Origin of the sequence: Nocardia sp. NRRL S-836 (assembly GCF_001279525.1) — a bacterium.
In the GTDB taxonomy this organism is placed as follows: domain Bacteria; phylum Actinomycetota; class Actinomycetes; order Mycobacteriales; family Pseudonocardiaceae; genus Lentzea.
Map to the genome: position 1 here is coordinate 1 of NZ_LGDY01000092.1, position 19402 is coordinate 19402.

The 19402-nt window shown below is 68.4% G+C and carries 15 protein-coding genes and 1 pseudogene; 10 read left to right on the forward strand and 6 right to left on the reverse strand.

Going from position 1 to position 19402, the window contains the following annotated elements; translation table 11 throughout:
* Window positions 1–483: 483 nt before the first annotated feature.
* The 6 genes from ADL03_RS14775 (at window position 484) to ADL03_RS14800 (ending at window position 6799) form a co-directional block, all read left to right on the forward strand.
* Entirely contained in the window at window positions 484–1260 is a 777-nt protein-coding gene (locus tag ADL03_RS14775) for an SAM-dependent methyltransferase (protein ID WP_197288346.1), read from the forward strand.
* Window positions 1261–1688: 428 nt separating this feature from the next.
* Window positions 1689–2660 carry a thiamine pyrophosphate-dependent dehydrogenase E1 component subunit alpha gene (locus tag ADL03_RS14780; protein WP_197288347.1) on the forward strand — a complete coding sequence of 324 codons (972 nt, stop codon included), beginning with the start codon at window positions 1689–1691 and terminating at the stop codon, window positions 2658–2660.
* The gene (locus tag ADL03_RS14785; RefSeq protein ID WP_053734023.1) at window positions 2657–3670 is read left to right on the forward strand and encodes an alpha-ketoacid dehydrogenase subunit beta; all 1014 of its coding nucleotides are present in this window, start codon (window positions 2657–2659) and stop codon (window positions 3668–3670) included. Before ADL03_RS14780 ends, ADL03_RS14785 begins: the two co-directional genes overlap by 4 nt.
* A complete protein-coding gene (locus ADL03_RS14790) occupies window positions 3667–4845 on the forward strand; it encodes a 2-oxo acid dehydrogenase subunit E2 (RefSeq protein ID WP_053734024.1) in 1179 nt (392 codons plus the stop codon). Before ADL03_RS14785 ends, ADL03_RS14790 begins: the two co-directional genes overlap by 4 nt.
* A gap of 49 nt (window positions 4846–4894) precedes the next feature.
* A complete protein-coding gene (locus ADL03_RS14795; protein ID WP_053734025.1) occupies window positions 4895–5983 on the forward strand; it encodes a GRAS family protein in 1089 nt (362 codons plus the stop codon).
* 255 nt (window positions 5984–6238) lie between these two features.
* A complete protein-coding gene (locus tag ADL03_RS14800) occupies window positions 6239–6799 on the forward strand; it encodes a hypothetical protein (protein WP_157528634.1) in 561 nt (186 codons plus the stop codon).
* Between the two features lie 271 nt (window positions 6800–7070).
* Here ADL03_RS14800 and ADL03_RS14805 read toward each other — a convergent pair whose 3' ends face one another.
* Both ADL03_RS14805 and panB read right to left on the reverse strand, forming a co-directional pair.
* Complete coding sequence (locus ADL03_RS14805; protein WP_053734027.1) at window positions 7071–8030, reverse strand: cyclase family protein; 960 nt, start codon at window positions 8028–8030, stop codon at window positions 7071–7073.
* On the reverse strand, window positions 8017–8850 hold the full coding sequence (gene panB, locus ADL03_RS14810) for a 3-methyl-2-oxobutanoate hydroxymethyltransferase (RefSeq protein ID WP_197288348.1): 834 nt from the start codon (window positions 8848–8850) through the stop codon (window positions 8017–8019). Before panB ends, ADL03_RS14805 begins: the two co-directional genes overlap by 14 nt.
* Before the next feature lie 145 nt (window positions 8851–8995).
* On the opposite strand from panB, the gene ADL03_RS14815 reads away from it, so the two are divergent.
* Window positions 8996–9946, forward strand: a complete 951-nt coding sequence (locus ADL03_RS14815) for a Rossmann-like and DUF2520 domain-containing protein (protein ID WP_063798576.1) — start codon at window positions 8996–8998, stop codon at window positions 9944–9946.
* 131 nt (window positions 9947–10077) lie between these two features.
* On the opposite strand, the gene ADL03_RS14820 is transcribed toward ADL03_RS14815, so the two are convergent.
* Window positions 10078–10977, reverse strand: a complete 900-nt coding sequence (locus ADL03_RS14820) for an SMP-30/gluconolactonase/LRE family protein (protein WP_053734029.1) — start codon at window positions 10975–10977, stop codon at window positions 10078–10080.
* A 163-nt stretch (window positions 10978–11140) separates the two neighbouring features.
* Window positions 11141–12040, reverse strand: a complete 900-nt coding sequence (locus tag ADL03_RS14825; RefSeq protein ID WP_063798577.1) for a hypothetical protein — start codon at window positions 12038–12040, stop codon at window positions 11141–11143.
* 193 nt (window positions 12041–12233) lie between these two features.
* Here ADL03_RS14825 and ADL03_RS14830 point away from each other — a divergent pair, with 193 nt between their 5' ends.
* From ADL03_RS14830 to ADL03_RS14840, 3 genes are read left to right on the forward strand one after another with little or no spacing between them, the layout of a single operon-like run.
* Entirely contained in the window at window positions 12234–13454 is a 1221-nt protein-coding gene (locus ADL03_RS14830) for a cytochrome P450 (RefSeq protein WP_053734031.1), read from the forward strand.
* Window positions 13455–13490: 36 nt separating this feature from the next.
* On the forward strand, window positions 13491–15374 hold the full coding sequence (locus ADL03_RS14835) for a 4Fe-4S domain-containing protein (RefSeq protein ID WP_157528636.1): 1884 nt from the start codon (window positions 13491–13493) through the stop codon (window positions 15372–15374).
* A complete protein-coding gene (locus ADL03_RS14840; RefSeq protein WP_053734033.1) occupies window positions 15371–16669 on the forward strand; it encodes a cytochrome P450 in 1299 nt (432 codons plus the stop codon). The genes ADL03_RS14835 and ADL03_RS14840 overlap by 4 nt, the downstream gene beginning before the upstream one ends.
* 87 nt (window positions 16670–16756) lie before the next feature.
* Here ADL03_RS14840 and ADL03_RS14845 read toward each other — a convergent pair whose 3' ends face one another.
* On the reverse strand, window positions 16757–17029 hold the full coding sequence (locus tag ADL03_RS14845) for a hypothetical protein (RefSeq protein ID WP_053734034.1): 273 nt from the start codon (window positions 17027–17029) through the stop codon (window positions 16757–16759).
* Between the two features lie 156 nt (window positions 17030–17185).
* Window positions 17186–17536 (reverse strand): annotated as a pseudogene (locus ADL03_RS14850) (Lsr2 family protein).
* Between the last annotated feature and the right edge of the window lie 1866 nt (window positions 17537–19402).

Genomic DNA, 19402 nt, shown 5'->3' on the forward strand with positions numbered 1-19402 from the left:
CCCGGACGCTCATCCCGGAGGCGAGCGCCAGACCTGCCTGCGACAGACCTGCCGCCGTCCGCAGGCTCAGCAGGACCTCGCCGAACGTCGAACCGGATGCCGAGGTGTGAGGGGCAGTCATGCCCTCAATCTCTCCCATGCCTGTCTCGGAGGGCAAACTGATGTGGAATTCAGGGCAAAGACGGCCATTCGGGTGAATCGGGCACGTGAGGACGCGGGTGTGCCGGGTCCGCCACACCCCACACCGACACGCCGCCGTGCCCAGGACAGCACCGTCACGTTCAGCTTCCGAGCACTCCCAACGCTGACTCGATCGGGTGGCATCATCGACATCTGGTTCACGCTGCCACCGTCGAAAGGTCAGGCCTGTCGAGTGCAGACCCCATTCGAACCCGAGCACTTCACCCGAACGGCCGCTCTCGCTCCCGGACGGCTCCGGTGACCGGCAGGCACGAGGCCCCAGGGGAGCAGGTGCCGCCTGGGGTGGATCCGGAGATCCCGAGCGCGGCCAGGGCCTACGACTACCTGCTCGGCGGAGGCCACAACTTCGCCGCGGACCGCGAGCTGGCGAAGAAGATCCAGGTCGTGCAGCCGGGCGTGGTGCGCATCGCCCAGCAGAACCGGGCGTTCCTGCGCCGGGCGGTGCTGTTCATGGTCGAGGCGGGCGTCCGCCAGTTCCTCGACCTGGGCTCGGGCATCCCGACCGTGGGCAACGTCCACGAGATCGCCCAGGCCGCCGCGCCGGACGCGCGGGTGGTCTACGTCGACTACGACCCGGTCGCCGTCGCGCACAGCCGACTGTTGCTGGCGCACAACGACAACGCCGACATCGTGGACGCCGACATCACCCGCCCGCACGACGTGCTCGACGCCGGACCGGCCCGCCGGCTGCTCGACCTCGACCGGCCGGTCGGGCTGCTGGCCGTCACCATCGGCCACTACATCCCTCCCGAAGCCGATCCCGCGGGCCTGTTCGCCCGCTACCGCGACGCGCTGGCACCCGGCAGCTTTCTCGCTCTCACCCACCTCACCGACGACTTCACCGCCATTCGCGGCGAGCAGATCGTCAACACGATGAAGTCCTCCCGCAACAACGTCTTTCCCCGTACGCGGGAAGAGGTGCTGAAGCTGTTCACCGGCTACGGGCTCGTCGAGCCGGGCCTGGTCACCACCTCCAGCTGGCGGCCAGGCAAGGGGGTGACCAGCATGCAGGACACCGAGCGGGACGGCCTGTACGCCGGCGTCGGACGACGACTGTGAACCCGTGTCGGAGCCCCAGATCAGCGCTTCGACGGCTTCGAGCTTGGTCGCGCTCACGTGTGCCTGGAGTTCGCGCGCGGACACCTCTTGATAGGGCATGTCCAGTTGCCACACGAATCTCATGAGGCATCGGCATTCATCCTGTTGACGGCTTACACGTATTCGGTGCTCATGGCAGATGAAGCCCGATATCGGGAGAGCTATATCTCATGTCCCTGTCCCATGGCTATCGGCCAACGGGGTGCATGCAGTCATGGAACCTGTCCCACGCGTTGGAATGAAAGCTTCTGCGAAACGGAAGGGTGCGCCAAGCTCCGAAGAGAAAAGCCCGATCCCATATCCAGAAATGGACCACGACCGAGGTTGCTCCACTCCAGTCCAAAATCCGCGGGCTTTGGACAAAGGCGACCAGGCCCGAGGAGGCGAATGTGGCCGGCGCGGCATCCCAGCTCATCGGCGGCAGCACCACTGCGGCGGCACCTCAGCCCCGGACAGGTGTGGAGCGCCTGTCGCGGTTACCGGCCGAGGACCTCGACACCCTGCTGATGATCCGCCACTTCGAACTGGCGTTGCTCGAACTGTTCTCGCAGGGTCTGCTGCACGGCACCACGCACACCTGCCTCGGGCAGGAGTACGTCCCCGTCGCGCTCTACGCACTGCTGGACGAGGGCGACCACATCTTCAGCAACCACCGCGGGCACGGCCACTACCTGGCCCGCTTCCGCGACCCGCACGGCCTGCTGGCGGAGATCATGGGACGCGAGGGTGCGGTGTGCCACGGGGTGGGCGGCAGCCAGCACATCTACCGCGATCGCTACCTGTCCACCGGCGTGCAGGGCGAGAGCCTGCCGGTGGCCGCCGGGGTCGCCCTGCACCTGCGACGGGCCGAGCCCGGACGGATCGCGGTGGTGCACATCGGTGACGGCACGTGGGGCGAGGGCGCGGTGTACGAGGCGCTCAACATGGCCCAGCTGTGGCGGTTGCCCCTGCTGGTCGTGGTCGAGAACAACAGGATCGCCCAGTCCACCCCGACCGAGCGGCAGCTGGCCGGCACCATCCAGGCGCGTGCGGCGGCCTTCGGCATCCGGCACCACCACGTCACCTCGCACGACGTCGCCCAGGTGCGCCGGGAGTTGTCCGGCCTGATCGACGACATCCGCACCCGGCCCCAGCCCCTGGTGGTGGAGTTCGACACGAACCGCGTTGGCCCGCACAGCAAGGGGGACGACTCCCGCCCCGCCGAGGTGATGCGGCACGCGGCCGCGCACGACTGGTACCACCGGTACGAGCAGCAGCACCCGGAGCAGTTCGCCGTGGCGGACCGGAACCAGCGACTGGCGATCGCCGAGGTCGTGCGCGAGGTCCAGGCCCGCCCCGCGTCCCGCTGGGAGCACTCATGACCAGGGCGGAACGGGTGATCGGCAACCTCAACCGGGCCCTGCACACCCTCCTCGACGACGATCCCCGCGCCTACGTCATCGGCGAGGACATCGCCGACCCGTACGGCGGCGCCTTCAAGGCCACCCGCGGCCTGTCGGACCGCCACCCGGAAAGGGTGATCTCCTCGCCGATCAGCGAGGGCGGCATCGTGGGTGTCGCCGCCGGGCTCGCCCTGACCGGCAACCGCCCGGTCGTGGAGATGATGTTCTCCGACTTCGCCGCCCTCGCCTTCGACCAGCTCCTGAACTTCGCCAGCAAGTCCGTGTCGATGTACGGCCGCACCGTCGCGATGAGCATGGTGGTCCGCTGCCCCACCGGCGGCAACCGGGGCTACGGGCCGACCCACAGCCAGAGCCTGCAGAAGCACTTCATCGGCATCCCCGCGCTCAGCCTGCACGAGATGTCGCCGTTCCACGACAACGCGGACGTCCTCACCGCCATGCTCTCCCGCGAGCAGCCGTGCATGTTGTTCGAGGACAAGACGCTCTACACCCGCACCATGCACCAGGGCGGGGTCGTCGACGACCTCTTCCGGTACGAGCTGCTCGACGACCCGAGCCGGACCGCGCGCGTGTTCCCCGTGGACTGCGGCGACCCGGACTGGATCATCCTGGCCCCCGGAGGCCTGACCGAGCGGGTCGTCGCCGCCATGCGCACCCTGCTGCTGGAGGAAGAGGTCACCTGCGAGCTCCTGGTGCCCTCCCGGCTCTACCCGTTCACGGTCGAACCGCTGCTCGCGACGGTGTCCCGCGCCCGCCGCGTCTGCGTCGCGGAGGACAGCACGGCGGACGGCACCTGGGGCGAGATGCTCGCCCAGCAGCTGCACCAGCACCTGTGGCGGCGGCTGGCCCGCCCCGTGCTGCTGCTCAGTGCGCAACCGAGCGTCATCCCCACCGCGGCCCACCTGGAGCACCCCGTCCTGCCCCAGGCGACCGCACTCCGCCGCGCTCTCACGGAGGCTTCCCAGTGATCAGCGTCAAGCTGCCCACCCTCAACACCAACGACATCGGCTACGTCCTGGTCGAATGGCTCGCCGAGCACGGCGCACGCGTCGAGAAGGGGCAGCCGCTGGTGGTGATCGAGACCTCCAAGGCGCAGCAGGAGGTCGACAGCACCGCCGACGGCATCCTGCACACCCTCCTCGCGGACGGCGCGGACTGCCGCCCCGGCCAGACCGTCGCCCACCTCTTCGCCTCGGCGGACGAACGCAGTGCCTACCTCTCCGCACCGGCCGCCGACCCCGCGGCAGGGCCGGAGCCGGTAACCGGTGCCGGACTGACGCTCACCAAGGCGGCACGCGCCCTCGCGGACCAGCACGGCCTGACCGACGACGAACTGCGCGGACTGGGCCGCACGTTGATCCGCGCGGCCGACGTCGAAGCACTGGTGCAACGCCCCGCGCAAGCCGGTGCCCCCACCGGCCAGCGGCTGTCGGCGCAGCAACGGGCGGTGGGCGCCGTGGTCACCGAGTCGATGCGCACCATCCCGGCCGCCTGCGCCTACGCCAAGGTCGACGTCGGCCCGGCTCAGGACCTCGCTGAGCAGCTGCGCCGGCGCACCGGCAGCTTCGTCTCCCTGGTCGGCCTGCTCATCAGATCGGTGGCGGACCGACTCCCGGCGCACCCGAGCCTGTTCGCCCGGCTCCTCGACGACGGCACCGTCGAGCCCGCCCCCCGCGCACACGTCGCGGTGGCCGTGGACGCCGGAAAGGGCCTGTACACCCCGGTCGTGCACAACGCCGCCGCGCTGAGCGTCGCTCAGATCGCCGACCTGATAACGGGGTTCCGCGACAAAGCCGCCCGCGGCACCTTCCGCGCCGACGAGCTCACCGGCGCCAACATCATGATCGCCCCGCACACCACCGAGGGCGTGGTCTTCGCGACCCCCATCGTCTTCCCCGGCCAGACCTGCGCGCTCTCCCTGGGCGGCATCGACGAGCAGCTCGTCCTGGACGAGCGGGGCAGGCCGCAAGCCCGCCGGTTCGCGTACCTCGGTCTGGTCTACGACCACCGCGTGGTCAACGGCCGCGACGCGATGGCGTTCCTCGGCGACCTCAAACGAGCACTGGAGGCACCGGCCGCCCTCGCGGCCGGCGTCGAAGGCGACGAGGACGCGCGGAAGAAGGCGTGCGAACCCCTGCCCTGACAGGCGCAACACCCAGACGTTCTGATCGTCCCTAGGAGGCTGCTACCCGATGGAGAAGTTCGCCCTGCTGTGCGACGCCGTCGCCCACATCCACGCCGGCCGCTCCGCGCAGGCCCGTCCCGCGCTGGACACGTTGCGGAAGCTGATCGGGCCCGAGGTGCGGCCGCAGGACGCGGTCTACGAGCTCTACCGCGCCGCACTGGTCAACCGCGTCGAGGAGCACGGCAGCCCCTCGGAGACCAACCTGTACACCCAGACCTACGACCAGGCGCAGATCGACCTGTACTACCTGCTCACCACCCACCTGCCGTTCATGGACACGAGCCGGGTCGTCAACGAGCTGCTCGCCGGGCAGGTGGGCACCGCGACCGACTTCGCCCTGATGTCGGTCGGCATCGGGCACGGCCGCCAGGAAAGCGCGCTGCTGCACGGTCTCGCGGCCGGAAACCCGGAACTGCGCCACTGCACGGTCATCGGCGTCGACCCCGACCGGGGAAGCCTGGCCACGGCTGAGCGCACCCTGCGGCTGGCCGCGGCCGAGCACGGTGTCGACCTGGACTTCCTGCCCGTGGCGAAGGTGGCCGAGGACCTCGACGACGAGGACTGGACGACCCTGTCCCGCATCGACGTCCCGTTGGTGGTCAACGCCTCCTTGGCGCTGCACCACATGCAGGACCCGACTCCCGGCCACGACGCCCGGGACGAGTTCTTCCAGCGGCTGCGCGAGCTGGAGCCGTGCGGGCTGGTGCTGAACGAGTTCGACTCCGACCACCACGAGGTGTCCTTCCCGCAGCGGTTCTTCAACTCGTGGCGGTTCTTCGGCACCATCCTGCGCGCCATCGAGGCCGCGCCCGCCACCCGGCAGGAGAAGGACCACATGAAGACGTTCTTCGCCCGCGAGGTCATGAACGTCGTCGGCTCGCGCACCGACGAACAACGCTTCGAGCGGCACGAGCCGGCCGCCACCTGGATCAACCGGCTGCGCCGCTGCGGCTTCGAGCCCTACGGTGACGTCCCGGGGCTTTCGATGCCACCGCTCCCCGCGGACTTCACGGTCCGCGTCCTGCCCGAGCAGGTCCGGCTCGGTTATCGCAACGCCACGGTCTGCTCTGTCATCGGCGCGCGTCCTGCGGGCTGAGGCATCCCAGGTGTAGCGCCGGCGAAGTCGGTCCTTTCGTTCACTTGTCGAATTCTCAGTCCTCTGTCAGCTGTCTCTTCAGCTGGGTTTTGACGACCGCCTTACCGCCTGTGTCACCCGGGGTGGAAAATCGCCACGCCGAACGGTGCGCGTGCCATTCGGGTGACCGTCAGCAACTCCTCCGGTTGATTGTCGACGATCATCGCGCCGTGGTCAGGTGGTCGTGGCTTGGCATCCGCGTGGGAGGAGTCGTCAGTGTCGATTCACCGAAGAGTTCCGAGGGGCCGGTCGAGGGCCTGGGCGGTGGCCGCCGCGTCGGTCCTCGTGCTCGGGTCGGCCGGCGCGCTCGCGCCACCGGCTCAAGCCGTGGTCCCCGACCTCACCTGCAACGTCAACGTGCAGCTCAGCTTCAGCCCCGCACTGACCGCCGTGCAGACCACGGCGTCGGTGACGGCGGTGGCGAACCTGGTGAACTGCCTGTCCCCGAACGGTTCGCACCCGGAACTGGCCGGTGGTGCGGTCACCAGCGCCACGGCCACGGCCACCAGCCTCGGTGGTGTGCCGTGCAACCTGCTGCTCACCCTCACCGGCTCGGCGACCATCCAGTGGTCCCCGGGAGACGAGCAGACCACCTTCGACTTCACCGTGCGCACCAACGTGCTCGACGGCACCGTGCAGCTGACGACCTGGCAGACCAGCGGTCCGCTGACCGGCACCACGTCGCAAACGGTCGGGGCGGCCAACCCCAACCTCGACTGCCTCCTCAACGGCCTGTCCGGACTGACCGTGCCGATCGGGCAGACCACCTTCCTCTGATCACCCGGCACTTCGGCCGGACGAGCCGAGAGCAGCTGGGAGCCCTGCGCCGATCTGTCCATTTAGGACGGTGTTCATCCATGGGGTCTGACGAGGCGAACATGCCGATGGGGCCGTTTCCGGACGCCGTGCGGCGGGTCTGCCGGCCCGCCGCACGAGTCGCGGCCGGAGTGGGCGGCATCCGCACGGCGGGCGACGATGGCGAACGACGAACCCGGCCAGCCCGATCAGCGGGGCTCGCGCGTGCCGCGCTGATCGAGCCAGTGTGCCTTCATTTGATGGCAACGGGGTTTGCTGGCGCGCCGGTGGCGCCGACGACTTTGAGGGGAGCGGCGATGTAGCAGAAGCTGTATTGCCGGTCGAGGTCGCAGTCGTGAGCGAGATCCTCCAGCCACGCCAGTTCGGTGAACACGACGCCGAGGTTGCGCATGAGCGCCGCGTGGAGTGGAAGTTTCGCCGGCACGGCCGGATCGTCGAGCACCTCGTTGGCGATCGTGTCGGTGATCAGGTTGGGGACCTGCATGGTGTCGAACCACTCGACGATGCCGGGGCGGTAGGTGAGGCCAGGCTCGTTGAGCTTGTCCGCATAGGCCTTCGGGTCGTGTCGGTAGCGCCGCATCGACCCGGTGCGGATCAGCAGGATGTCACCTGGTTCCAGTGCTACACCCTGCTGTTGGGCACAAGCGACGAGGTCTTCGTGGTCGAAGGTTTCGTCGGCGTCGAGCCAGGGTTTGCCGCGATGGCGGGCCATGTCGAGCAAGACGCCGCGGCCGGCGACGCCGCGTTCGGCGATCGGCAGGACTCCGCCGCGGGTCATGCTGCCGATCGTTGTGTCGGCGTGATGTCCGTTCCAGGTGGTGTCGTCGTACCAGGCGTGTCCCAGGCCGTCGTAATGCGTTGTTCCCTGCAGGTGCATGAAGATCGTGTCGTCGGCGTACTCCAGGCCGCCCTGGAAGGGCTGGCTCGCTCCCTCCCGATAGGTGCTCTTGTCCTGGACGTTCGCTCGCTGGGGCTGCCGGCGGGCGGGCCACATGGGGTCGCCGTCCGGGTCGCACATGGTTGCCTGGAGGGTGAAGACCTTCCCCTGCCGGACTGTTCGAATGCCCCGCAGGACGGCGTTCTGGTCGAGGTAGTTGAGGCAGCCCACCTCGTCGGCCTCACCCCAGCGTGCCCAGTTGGTGGGCGATCCGGCGAGGAGGTTCTTCAGGTCGGCGTGCTCAGGAGTACGCATGATCCTCTCCAGGGTAGTTCCTCGACGAGACGTCGGAGATGAACTGCTGCGCGGCCTCGGAGAGGACCTGTCGCAGGTTCGAGTACCGCTTGACGAACCTGGGGGCCGGATCGGGTGTCAGCCCCGCCATGTCCTGCCAGACCAACACCTGTGCGTCGCAGTCGGGCCCGGCTCCGATGCCGATCGTCGGGATCGTGAGCTCGGCCGTGACGCGCTTCGCCAGTTCGGCGGGCACGACCTCGAGCACGACGGCGAACGCGCCGGCCGCCTCGAGGTCGCGAGCGTCCTGGATCAGACGTTCACCCGCCTCACCTCGTCCCTGCACCGTGTATCCGCCCAGCACGTTCACCGACTGCGGGGTGAGGCCGACGTGGCCCATCACGGGGACTCCCGCGGTGACCAGTGTCTCGACCTGCGGGAGGACCGCCCGGCCCCCTTCGAGCTTCACGGCCTGTGCGCGGCCTTCCTTCATGAAGCGCGCGGCGTTGTCGAGGGCTTTCTGCGGCGAACCCTGATAGGAGCCGAAAGGCATGTCGCCCACCACCAGGCACCTGGATGTTGCGCCGGTAACCGCGCGAAGCAGCGGAAGTAATTCATCGACGGTCACCGGAAGCGTGCTGTCGTAGCCGAAGACAACGTTGGCCGCGCTATCGCCGACCAACAGCACGGGCACCCCGACATCGTCGAAGATCCTGGCAGTGAGTGCGTCGTAGGCAGTCAGCATCGCCCAGGGCTCGCCGCGTTTCTTCGCGGTCGCCAAGTCCCGGCCGGTCAGCCGTCGCCCTTCGACACCATATAGTGATCCGAGCCCTTCCGACATAGGCATCCTTCTATTCTGGTATTTCGGCCGGCAAGCTCATATAATGTTTCGGCCACGTTAGCAGCGGGACAGCTGAGATCCAGTGTCCGTGCCACAGCGTGGGACGTGACGCGAAGTTCCCTCGACGGAAGGGCTCACAACGGCTATGCCACTGCACATCGCCGTCATCGGCGCTGGACGTGTCGGTACCGTGCTCGGGGCGGCGCTGGCCAGGGCTGGACACCACATCACCGTGGTGGGAAGGTCCGCTCGCTCCTTGGCCCGCGCTCGACGCCTGCTCCCCGGCGCCACATTCGCATCTCTCGCCGCGGCCACGGACGCGGACCTCTTGTTGCTGACCGTTTCCGATGACGCGCTCGTACAGGCTGCTCAAGAATTGGCGGACGCTGCCTCGCTACGAGTGGGACAAACTGTGCTGCACACGTCGGTCGTGCACGGGATGGGCGCACTCGAACCCCTTCGGCAGCGCGGGCTGCAAATCGGGTCGATGCATCCGGCGATGACGTTCACCGGTCAACTGACTGACCTCGACCGCCTCCCCGGAACCACTTTCACCGTGACTGCCGAACCCGACCTGCTCAAATCCCTCCGCCGATTGGTCGAGTGCGATCTGAAAGGACGTCTGCAATCACTCCGGGAAGACCAGCGCCCCCTTTACCACCTCGGGTTGGTCCACGGCGCCAATCATTTGGTGAGTCTTGTGAACGATGCTTGTGACATGCTCAGGGCGGCCGGCATCACCCACCCGCAGGACGTCCTCGAACCGCTTCTGAAAGCCGCACTCGACAACGCCCTCCGCTCTGGAGACCACGGGCTCACCGGCCCCATCGCGCGCGGCGACGTCGGTACGCTCGAATGGCACGCCGCGACCCTGGAGCAGACCCGGCATCCAGCAGCCGACGCGTACATCACGCTGGCCCACCGGACTGCCGAACGTGCCCACCACGCCGGCATCCTGTCCGACGTCACCGCCGCTCGACTCATGGACGCCATCGCGATCCGCCGGATCGTCGGGCCGCGTCAACCTGACGGTGGGAGAGGTGCCCGGTCTCGCAGCGACCTCGCCGCCCTCACCCCCGATCTCGATGTGCCATGACCGGCCGCCAGGTCACCACCGGCGGCCGCACGTCCACAATGGAGTCCGGGACGGAAGTGCGGTGGAACCGCGCCGGCCACGGCAGGACCTGCTGCGCCATCAAAGCGCACGCCCGCGACCGCGGCACCGCCTCACGGCACCATCAGTCTCGGGGTGCTCACCACCGCGATCTCCAGCCGCGACCCGCGCACGTTCGCGGTGCGATCGGCGCCAGGCGCGGTGCACAGGACCAGCGTTCGGCCGTCCGGTCCGCCGAGGTCGCAGGCGATCACCATCCGGTCGCTGCGGACCCGGCCCGTGCTCTGGCCGTCGAGCGTGACCCGCTCCGCGCTGCTGGTGAACGGGCTCGCCACCCAGACGCATCCTTCCTCGTCCATCGCGGAGATCCCGTCCGGCATGAATCCGAGCAGTGCCGTCCGCCGGCCGGCCAGGCGCCCCTCCCGCAGGTCGTACACGGACAGGCGATGGCCGAGCGTTTCCGCGACGACCAGCCGCTCGCCGTCCGGGCTGACCGTGACGCCGTTGGGGAAGCGCAGGTCCGCCGCCACCTCGGCGACGGTCCCGTCCGGGTCGACGCGGAACAGCTTCGCCGCGGGCACGTCCGCGGCGGCGAGCGCCCCCATGTCGCCCTCCGCCACGGCCTGCGAGTGCGCGGACAGGAACGACTCGATGTCGACCCCCATCTCGCTGATGTAAGCCCGGCCGTCGCGATCGACCCACATGTCGTTGAGGTCGTGGGCCACCAGCGCGGAGAGGTCGGCGTGCACGGTCAGCCCGTCCGGATCCAGCCGGAGGATCGTGCGGTCCGCCATGGACACCACGAGCAGGCGCCCGTCCGGCAACCAGCCGAGGCCGGACGGACGTCCGGGCACCTCGGCCACCGTCCGGACGTTCCCCGCCACGTCCACGGCGTGCACGGCGAGACCGTCCATGTCCGACACCCAGAGCTCACCGTCGTGCCAACGCGGACCTTCCAGGAAGGTGAAACCTTGCTGGAGGACGTCGGTTTCGGCCGACTGCGATCCCGTCATGTTCGCTCTCCCGTCGCGCCGCGCAGAAAACGGTGGCCGTCGAAGTCGATGTTAACGGCCCGAACCCCCTTGCGGCCGTGTCCTTCCCGGACACCCGAACCCCCGGACCTCTCGGCGATTTCCACCGTCGGCCCGGCGAGTTCGCGCACCGAACCCGTGTTGATCAACGATGGGCCGGCGCGTCCGACCCCCATCCCCGGAAGTCCGCGACGGCGTAGAAGCTGAGCGCGCAGTCCAACTGCCGCACTATCTCCACCGCGGGCGCGAAACCGCCCGCGATGAGCTCGGCGAGGCGCCTCCGGGCGGAATCCGCCGCGGTGTGCATCTCACGGAGCACCCAATCCGGCGTCACGTCGTACATCAGGACGTTGTTCTGGCCGTGTTCGACCCGTTCCCAGGAATAGGTGGCGAGGTCGTTGGCCAAGCGGACGGCGACCACCAGGTCGTCCATGGCCGACACCAGCGTGTCCAGCTCGCCGAGCAGCTCCGCGGCGGGCAGGGTGACCCAGCGGCCGAAGTTGGCCATCCAGACCAGGATGCTGTCCGCGTGGCCGAGGTACTCGCGCACGTCGGTGCCGACGGCCCGGCCTCCTGAGCGGGCCCGCCCGGTGACCCAGTCGTAGCGGATGCCCCGCAACGCCAGGTCGACCTTGCCGACCCAGAGATCGGAGAGTCGGGGGTGGACGGACAGGTCGTTCACCTCCCGCTGCCACGCGGCCAGTGCCACGAGGAGGGGGTGCACGCCGTCATAACGACCGGTGCGGACGATCTCCGCGCAGTGGCCGAGCAATGCGTCCAGGTCGGCCTGGTCGGTGATCTCGCGCTCGACCTCGTCGTCCAGTGCGTAGGTCCACGCGTACATCCGCGTGGTGAGGCGCAGGTCGTCGGCACTGCGCCACGGGCTGATGGTCGCCGCGGTCATGGCCATCGCCTCCACCGGGGTGGCGCGCAAGGCGAACGCCGCGGTCCACCGGCGGAGGTCGGCCAGCAACCGCAACGCGAGAATGGTGATCGGCGTGCACTGCGCGGGTGAGGGCAGGTCGTCGAACGGCACTGTCGTCATGGGTCGACCCTCTCAATGCGGGCGGTGTCGCGGTGCGACCGGAACCCCGTCATCGTCGCGCCCTGGTGCTGGAACACGGCCGCCCGGCGCGTCAGAAGTTCAACCGTACCAACGGTTGGATCGTCCATTGCGGTGATGGGTGGTTGAGTGTAGAAACAGGTCAGCTGGCAGAAAAGGGCGGGGGCACAAGGCAATGGACGTGTTGAGCGAGCTCGCGCGCCCGGAGGCGCTGCTGGACCCCTATCCGCTCTTGACCCGGCTGCGCACTCTCGACCCCGTTCACCTGACGGCGAACGACGTCTACCTGATCAGCCGCTATGCCGACGGCCGCACGGTCATGGAGAACTCCGCCCTGTTCCGGAACCCGGAACCGGACGAGGTGGCGCAGCTCTTCCCCGCGGCGCATCGACATCGGTCGCAACAGCTGCTCCTGAACTCGGTCGCGCTGCGGAACCCTCCCGCGCACACGCGCCTGCGCCGGCCGGTGGCGCGGGCGTTCACGGCCAGCCGCATGGACGCCCTGCGGCCCGGCGTCGAGCGCATCTGCGACCAGTTGCTCGCCCCGGTCGCCGAGCGGTATCTCGACGGCGAGGTGGTGGACCTCAACCGGACGCTGGCCGTTCCACTGCCGCTCGCTGTGTTCGGCGAGCTCCTCGGGGTGCCCGCCGAGGACCGGGCCTGGCTGCAGAAGCTGGTGCCGTCCGCGCTCGCCGCGATGCGGCCCGACTCCGGCGAAGAGGAGTTGTGCGCCGCTGACGAGGCGAACTCGGTCATCGAGAGGTACTTCCTCGACCTCGCCGAGCGCCGGCGCAGCGACCCCGGCGAGGACCTCGTGTCGCTGCTGGTCGCCGTGCACGACGACGAACCGGATGTGCTGTCCGCGGACGACCTGATGAGCATGTTGTGGGGGCTGTGGGCCGGCGGCCTGGCCACCACCACGACCGCGGTCGACTACGGCGTGCTGGCCATGATCGACCATCCCGAAGAGGTCCGGTGGCTTCGCGGAGGTCCGGCCGAGGCGCTGGCGTTCGTCGACGAACTGCTCCGCTACGAAGCGCCGGCGATGAGCACCGCGATCAGCCGGTTCGCGCAGCAGGACGTCGAGCTGTCCGGGGTGGCGGTGCCGAAGGGCGCCGACCTTCGAGTGTTGTTCCCGGCGTGCAACCGGGACCCGGATGCGTTCCCGTCGCCCGACACGTTCGACCCGTCCCGCAAGCACCTGCACCGCAACCACCTGACTTTCGGCCACGGTCTGCACTACTGCCTCGGTGCCGCGCTCGCCCGCATGGAGCTGGCCGCTGTCCTACCGAAGATCCTCTCCCGGCTACCTGACATGGTGCTCCACGAGCAGCCGGCGTTGCACCAGGCGGTGCCGGTGCGGGTTTTCGTGAGCCTGCTCGTGTCGAGAGGGTGACCCGCAGATCAGACGGCCGACGCTACCGGAGCTGACATGACGCGATACTGGCGGTTGTCCGTCGACCGGGACAGGTGCATCGGGTCGGGGCAGTGCAGAGCCACCGCGCCCGGCTCGTTCGAACTGGACGACGACCGGTTGGCACACCCCAGCGAAGCTCTTGTGGAGCCGTCGGAGGACATCCGGTCGGCCGCTGACCTGTGCCCGGTCGGGGCGATCACCCTCGACGAGGGCCGGTTCGAGCTCGCTGGGAGCCTGATTCCACCTTGGCTCGATGCGGTGGAGAAGGCCGCGGAAGGTCTGCTGGCCGAGTTGGCAGCCGATGGCATGGGGCAGGTGTCTCCCTCGGTGTACGAGACAGCCAGGCTGGTGGCGACGGCCACGTGGCTGGACGGACACCCGGAGCGTGTGCGCTTCCTGCTGGGCCAGCAGAAGAGCGACGGCAGCTGGGGAGCACCCGACGGCTACGGTCTGGTGCCGACCCTGAGCGCCGTGGAGGCTCTGTTCACCGAACTCCGCCGTGCTCAGCGCCCGGCCGCTGACGCCGTCCAGCACGGCCTCCTGGTCAGCGCTGTCACCCGAGGGCTGGCCTGGTTGTCCGCATGGCTCGGCGAAGGCGGCGGAAAGCCGTTCCCCGACACCATTGCGGCGGAGTTGATCGTTCCGTGGCTGATCGGGGACATCAACCGGCAGCTGGGGCGGCTCGTCTCCGAACCGCTGCCCGGGCTGGACGCGTGGTCGGCCCATCCGCCGCTTTCCGCACCGGCGGAGGCCGACGAAGCCTTCCTGGAAAGGATCCGCGGCTCGGTCCGGGTCGATCATGCCCTGCCGGACAAGCTCTGGCATTCGCTGGAGGTCCTGGGCGCTGACGCGGCGCGCGCGGACAACGTTCGTCCGGTCAACGGCGCTGTGGGCGGTTCCCCGGCCGCAACCGTTGCGTGGCAACGGACGAAGGGAAGTCCCGTCAGGACGGCCGACGACGTGCGCCTCTCGACCCGCTATCTGGAAGAGGTCCAGCGCAGGGGACCCGGACCGGTGCCCGGGATCAGTCCCATCACCTCCTTCGAACGCGCCTGGACCATTTCGGCGCTGGCGACGGGCCGGATGGACACGCGGATCCCCCGGGAACTGGTGGACAGCCTGCGGCAGAGCCTCAGCAGCACCGGCGCCCCTGCCGCCCCAGGCCTTCCACCCGACTCCGACGACACCGCCGGAGTGCTCTACGCGCTGGCCAAGGCCGGTGACCAGCCTTCCCCGGACTGCCTGTGGAGTTACGAGGCGGACTCCTACTTCCTCTGCTTCCCAGGCGAACGGACGCCGTCGACCAGTACCAACGCCCACATCCTCGAAACACTGGCGGCCCTGGACACGGCAGACCGAACCCGTCGGCAGGACGCCGCGGAGAAGATCGCGGCATGGCTGCGCAAGAACCAGGAGCCGGACGGCAAGTGGTGGGACAAATGGCATGCCTCGCCCTACTACGCGACCGCGTGCTGCGCGCTCGCGCTGGACCGGTCGGCCACCCTGGGCATCGACGCCGTCGACGCGGTGGACGACGCGGTGCGCTGGATCCTGGACACCCAACGTGCTGACGGTTCCTGGGGACGATGGGAGGGCACCGACGAGGAGACCTCCTACGCCCTGCACGTCCTGCTGGCCACTCACACCTCCGGCGACAAGACCCCTCTGACGCGCGCCGCCGCACGCGGCTGCGCCTTCCTGTTGCGCCAGAACGGTCCCGGCATCGACGACCGGGATGCGCATCTGCCGCGCCTGTGGCACGACAAGGACCTCTACGCTCCGATAGCGGTGATCCGGGCGGCGCGACTCGCGGCTCTGCACCTCGCCGCCACCGATCCTGATGTGGTGGCCGCCCTTCCCGAAAACGGCTCGGCACCGGTCTGGGAGGCTGCGAGGTGAACCGGGCCCGGTGCGGCCTCGTCGTCGGCGGGTTGGCCTTCCTGGACTCCCTCACCGCCGAACAGTCCGATGTGGTGGAGCTGTCACGTCCGCCCGAGCGGCGCCTGCTGGTGGGCAACCCCGAAGCGATCGGACAGATCTTCCGCGCCGACCGGCAGATGCACCTCGCCGGCTCCGACACCCTCCGCCCGCTGGTGGGGGACCGGTCCCTGCTGTTCGCCAACGGAGACCGGCACGCCGCGTACCGCCAGGCAATCGGCCCGGAGCTGCGCGGCAACGCGTTGCGGCGCTACCACTCCACCATCGCCGACACCACCCACGCCGCGATCAGGACCCTGGTCCCCGGATCCGTGGTCGAGCTGGCCGAGTGGACTCGCAAGATCACCCTCGACGTCATCGGCAGCATCGTTCTCGGCCCCTGCGGTGAGGACCTGCTCCACCGGTTCAGCACCTGGGTGGACGGCGCGCTCGGCTCGGTGCCCCGGACACTGCTCTACCGCTATCTCCGCACTTCGGCCGGACTGCCCTCACCGTGGCGCACGTTCCTGCGACGACGGGAGGTCATCGACCGCGATGTGCTGCGCTGCGCCCGCCCCGAGGGCCGAGGCGGGACGGCGTCCCGCACACCGCGTGGAACTCTCGCCGGGCTGCTGACCAGCGGACGAGAGCCGCTCGGCCGGCTCGACGACGACGAGCTGCGGGACCAGTTGGTGTCACTGCTGTTCGCAGGCCATGAGACCACCGCTTCCGCGACCGCCTGGACGTTGTTCTGGCTGGAGCGTCACCCGCGGATCCTGGCCGACGTGCGGGACGAGCTGGCGGCCACCACCAGCGAGGCCGCCAACGCCAGGGACGTTCCCCTGCTTGACGCCGTGTGCCGCGAATCGCTGCGGCTGACCCCTCCCGCCACCCTGGCGGGCAACCGGGTGCTCATCGAGGACTGGGAACTGCTCGGCCGGCCGACAGCGGCCGGTACCCGGCTCACACCCAGCATCTACCTGGTCCACAGACGGCCCGATGTCCACCCCGATCCGCAGCGCTTCGACCCGGGCCGGTTCCTCGACAGGCGGATGTCAGCCCAGGACTTCCTGCCGTTCGGTGGCGGGCTGCGCCGCTGCCTCGGCGCCGACTTCGCCATGCTGGAACTGCGGATGATCGTCGCTGCGGTGCTGCGCAGCCTGGAGCTGCGCTGTGTCAATCCCCGCCGGGGAGTTCCCCAGCTGCGCGGAGTGGCGATGGGACCCAGGCCGGGCCTGCGGATGGAGGTGCGGCGTGTTCGGGCGTTGCCGGCCTGAGAGGATCGAGCTCTTCACCAGCCAGGCGAAGAATGCCGATGGGGCCGTTTCCGGGACATGTCCCGGAAACGGCCCCATCGCAACCCGTCAGGCCTGCTCCGACCACCACTTCTGGCCGGTCTCACCGAGCGTCGAGATCGGGTCGTAGTAGGGGTAGCGGCGGTTCAACGCCTCCGGGTCCTCCAGCTCGATCCCGGTCCGGTAGTTCTTGGTCCAGTACGAGATCCCGAGCTCCCGGTCGTAGTCCTCCAGCTGGTGCACCCACCGCTTGCCGACGTACGGCACGTCGCACACGATCCGTGGCGTCGCATATCCCGGTAGGTAGCCCATGATCGCGTGCTGCAGCTCCTGCGCCTCCACACCGACACCCGCCAGTGCTCGGCGTTGGGGATCATGTCCGACATGAAACCAGAGCTCCGGGCGACGGCATTGCGGTGATCGACTACCTGGCTGCGAAAGCTGCTGCCCTGGCGCCGTCAGCAACGCCGCCGCGCAGGCGCCGCGGCAGATACGCGCTCAGAGGTGAGCCGTCTCGAACTCCTCGATGATGCTGGTCGGGATGCGGCCGCGGTCGGAAAGCTCGCGGCCGTTGGCCCTGGCCCACTCGCGGATGGCCTTCGTCTGCTCTTTGGTTCAGGACTCCGCCACGATGGTGCGCCTGGTGCTCGTCGCCCGTTTGACGCGACCGCTCGTGCGGCGAGCGCCGGCCACGAAGTCAGCCAGGGCATCACGGAGCTTCACGGCGTTGTCTTGCTTCAGATCGATCTCGTAGGTGGCACCGTCCAGGCCGAAGCTGACGGCCTCGACATCCTCAGCGGTGGTGCCGTCGAGATCGTCGATGAGTTGAACAAGAATCTTCTGCGCCATGCGTGAGCTCCTCTGTGGGCCTGGGCGGCGACTTCACCAAGATCACCGCACTGGAAAGCACTCCACATACCCGACGTGCACACCGATCACGACACCGCCGTCCGCGAGGTGGGGCAATGGCCTCTCCAGAGTGATCCAAGGCGCGGCTAGCCCGTTCTCCAGAAGCATCGCGCTTCCTTCGCGCCTTTGCCGGCTGCGTTCTCGGCCCGGCCGCAGATGCGGAAGCACGCCGCTCGGAAAAGCATTCCGGTCGCCGTCTCGCAGGTCCCGCGTCCCGGTCACGACCTGGGGCACGCCGTAGGCACGTGCGAGCGCCGTCGCGGCGCCCGCGGTTTCACCAAGCCCACCAACCAACGGTGATCAGCTTGCGGAACTTCTCGTCATGGCAACGTCAGACACGCATGTTTTCGCAGAATCTCCACAGGTCACCACCCACGGCGCCGTGAACCTGCTACCGATGATGTGCCCGGTCTGCTGGCACTGCTTAACCGCCGCGCACGAACTCGCGATGTTGGTGAGTCACGTGTGGCGATCAAAGCTGGTCTGAGCTGGTAATCCGTATGCAGGTATCAGTCCTCAAGGCAGCGTCCATTGGGAAGCAGGCCTCCGATGAATCCGCCGCCGGCTCCGCCTGGCAGTTCGATGATGTGGCCGACGATGCACGTCTCTGCACCGGCTTGTGCTGCGTAAAGCAGGCTTCCGGCTGGCGCTGGGTCGTTGGAGCGGGCGATTCTGACCGCGCTACCTGGAAAACCCTCTTTGCTGAGGCTGTGACGCGCTGACTCCGCGTCGGCGTCGGTAGGGGGATGCTTGGCGGTCGAGCGGGAACACGGCGCGGCCGCTGTCGGCAGGCAGCTGGTGCCTCGGGATATCGCACGCCGGACATCGTTGTGGATCTGTTCTGCTGCCGCACGTTGCTCGGGAGACGGTGGACGTCGGCGCACCACGTTCTCGGCGACGCGTTCGCAGTAGCCGTCGTCGTGGACAGCCGTCTGCACGCAAGAGATCGAGGCGCTCCCGTCGTTGCTCGTGGCGTCGGGCTGGCGGTGTGAGTGAATCCACCAGACCAAGCATCCTGCGACCAGGGCCGCAGCTGTGCAGGCGGCAGCGATGATCATCGCACGCCGTTGAGTCGTGCCCGTCGAATTCATGTCAACTCCAGCCTCCATTCGTGAGCTTGCCGCATTCCGGCGCGGGGCGCTACCGGTCCGTGCGCGTGCATAGTCAATGTGATCTGAGGCGCAAAATCGAGTTTGTGGTTATGGCTTCATGTGCGGTGAGTAGCAACTGTGCGTTCAGATTGGGCTGACCGGGTGGTACATGCTCTGGTGGGTGACCAGCCATCAGGTCTTCGTATAGGTGTTGCTGTTACGCTCCCGATCATGACTTCCTGTGTTCAGATGAACACGGGATCAGTCCCGGGTTTGGTGTTGGAATTCCTGATCGAGATCGTCGAGCACGACGCGCAGCCGATAGGCACTGGGGCGCTTGACGTTGTGCGCACGTGGATTCCTACCAATGAGGACCTGACTGTGCACGACATGGTCGAACAAGCTCAGGCTCGCTTCGAGGCCGCGTCCGGTCCCCGCGCCGGCGACGACCGATGGACAACGTATCTGACGACGATGGTGTCCACCGCCATGGCGACGCTGCTGTACGCGTGTGCGGACGGCGCAGACATCGCCGTTCTTCCGAGCGCACCAGGTTGCCAATCCAGCCACAAACCCAAACGTGGCCAGATCTTCGGCCTCGGCTGGACCACCGATCCGGACCGCGCTACCGACACGGAACTACCACTGCCCGATCATCTCCACACCTACTGGCCACACGGCTTCAACGGGCCCGCGCGACTGGCGTTCCACGCTC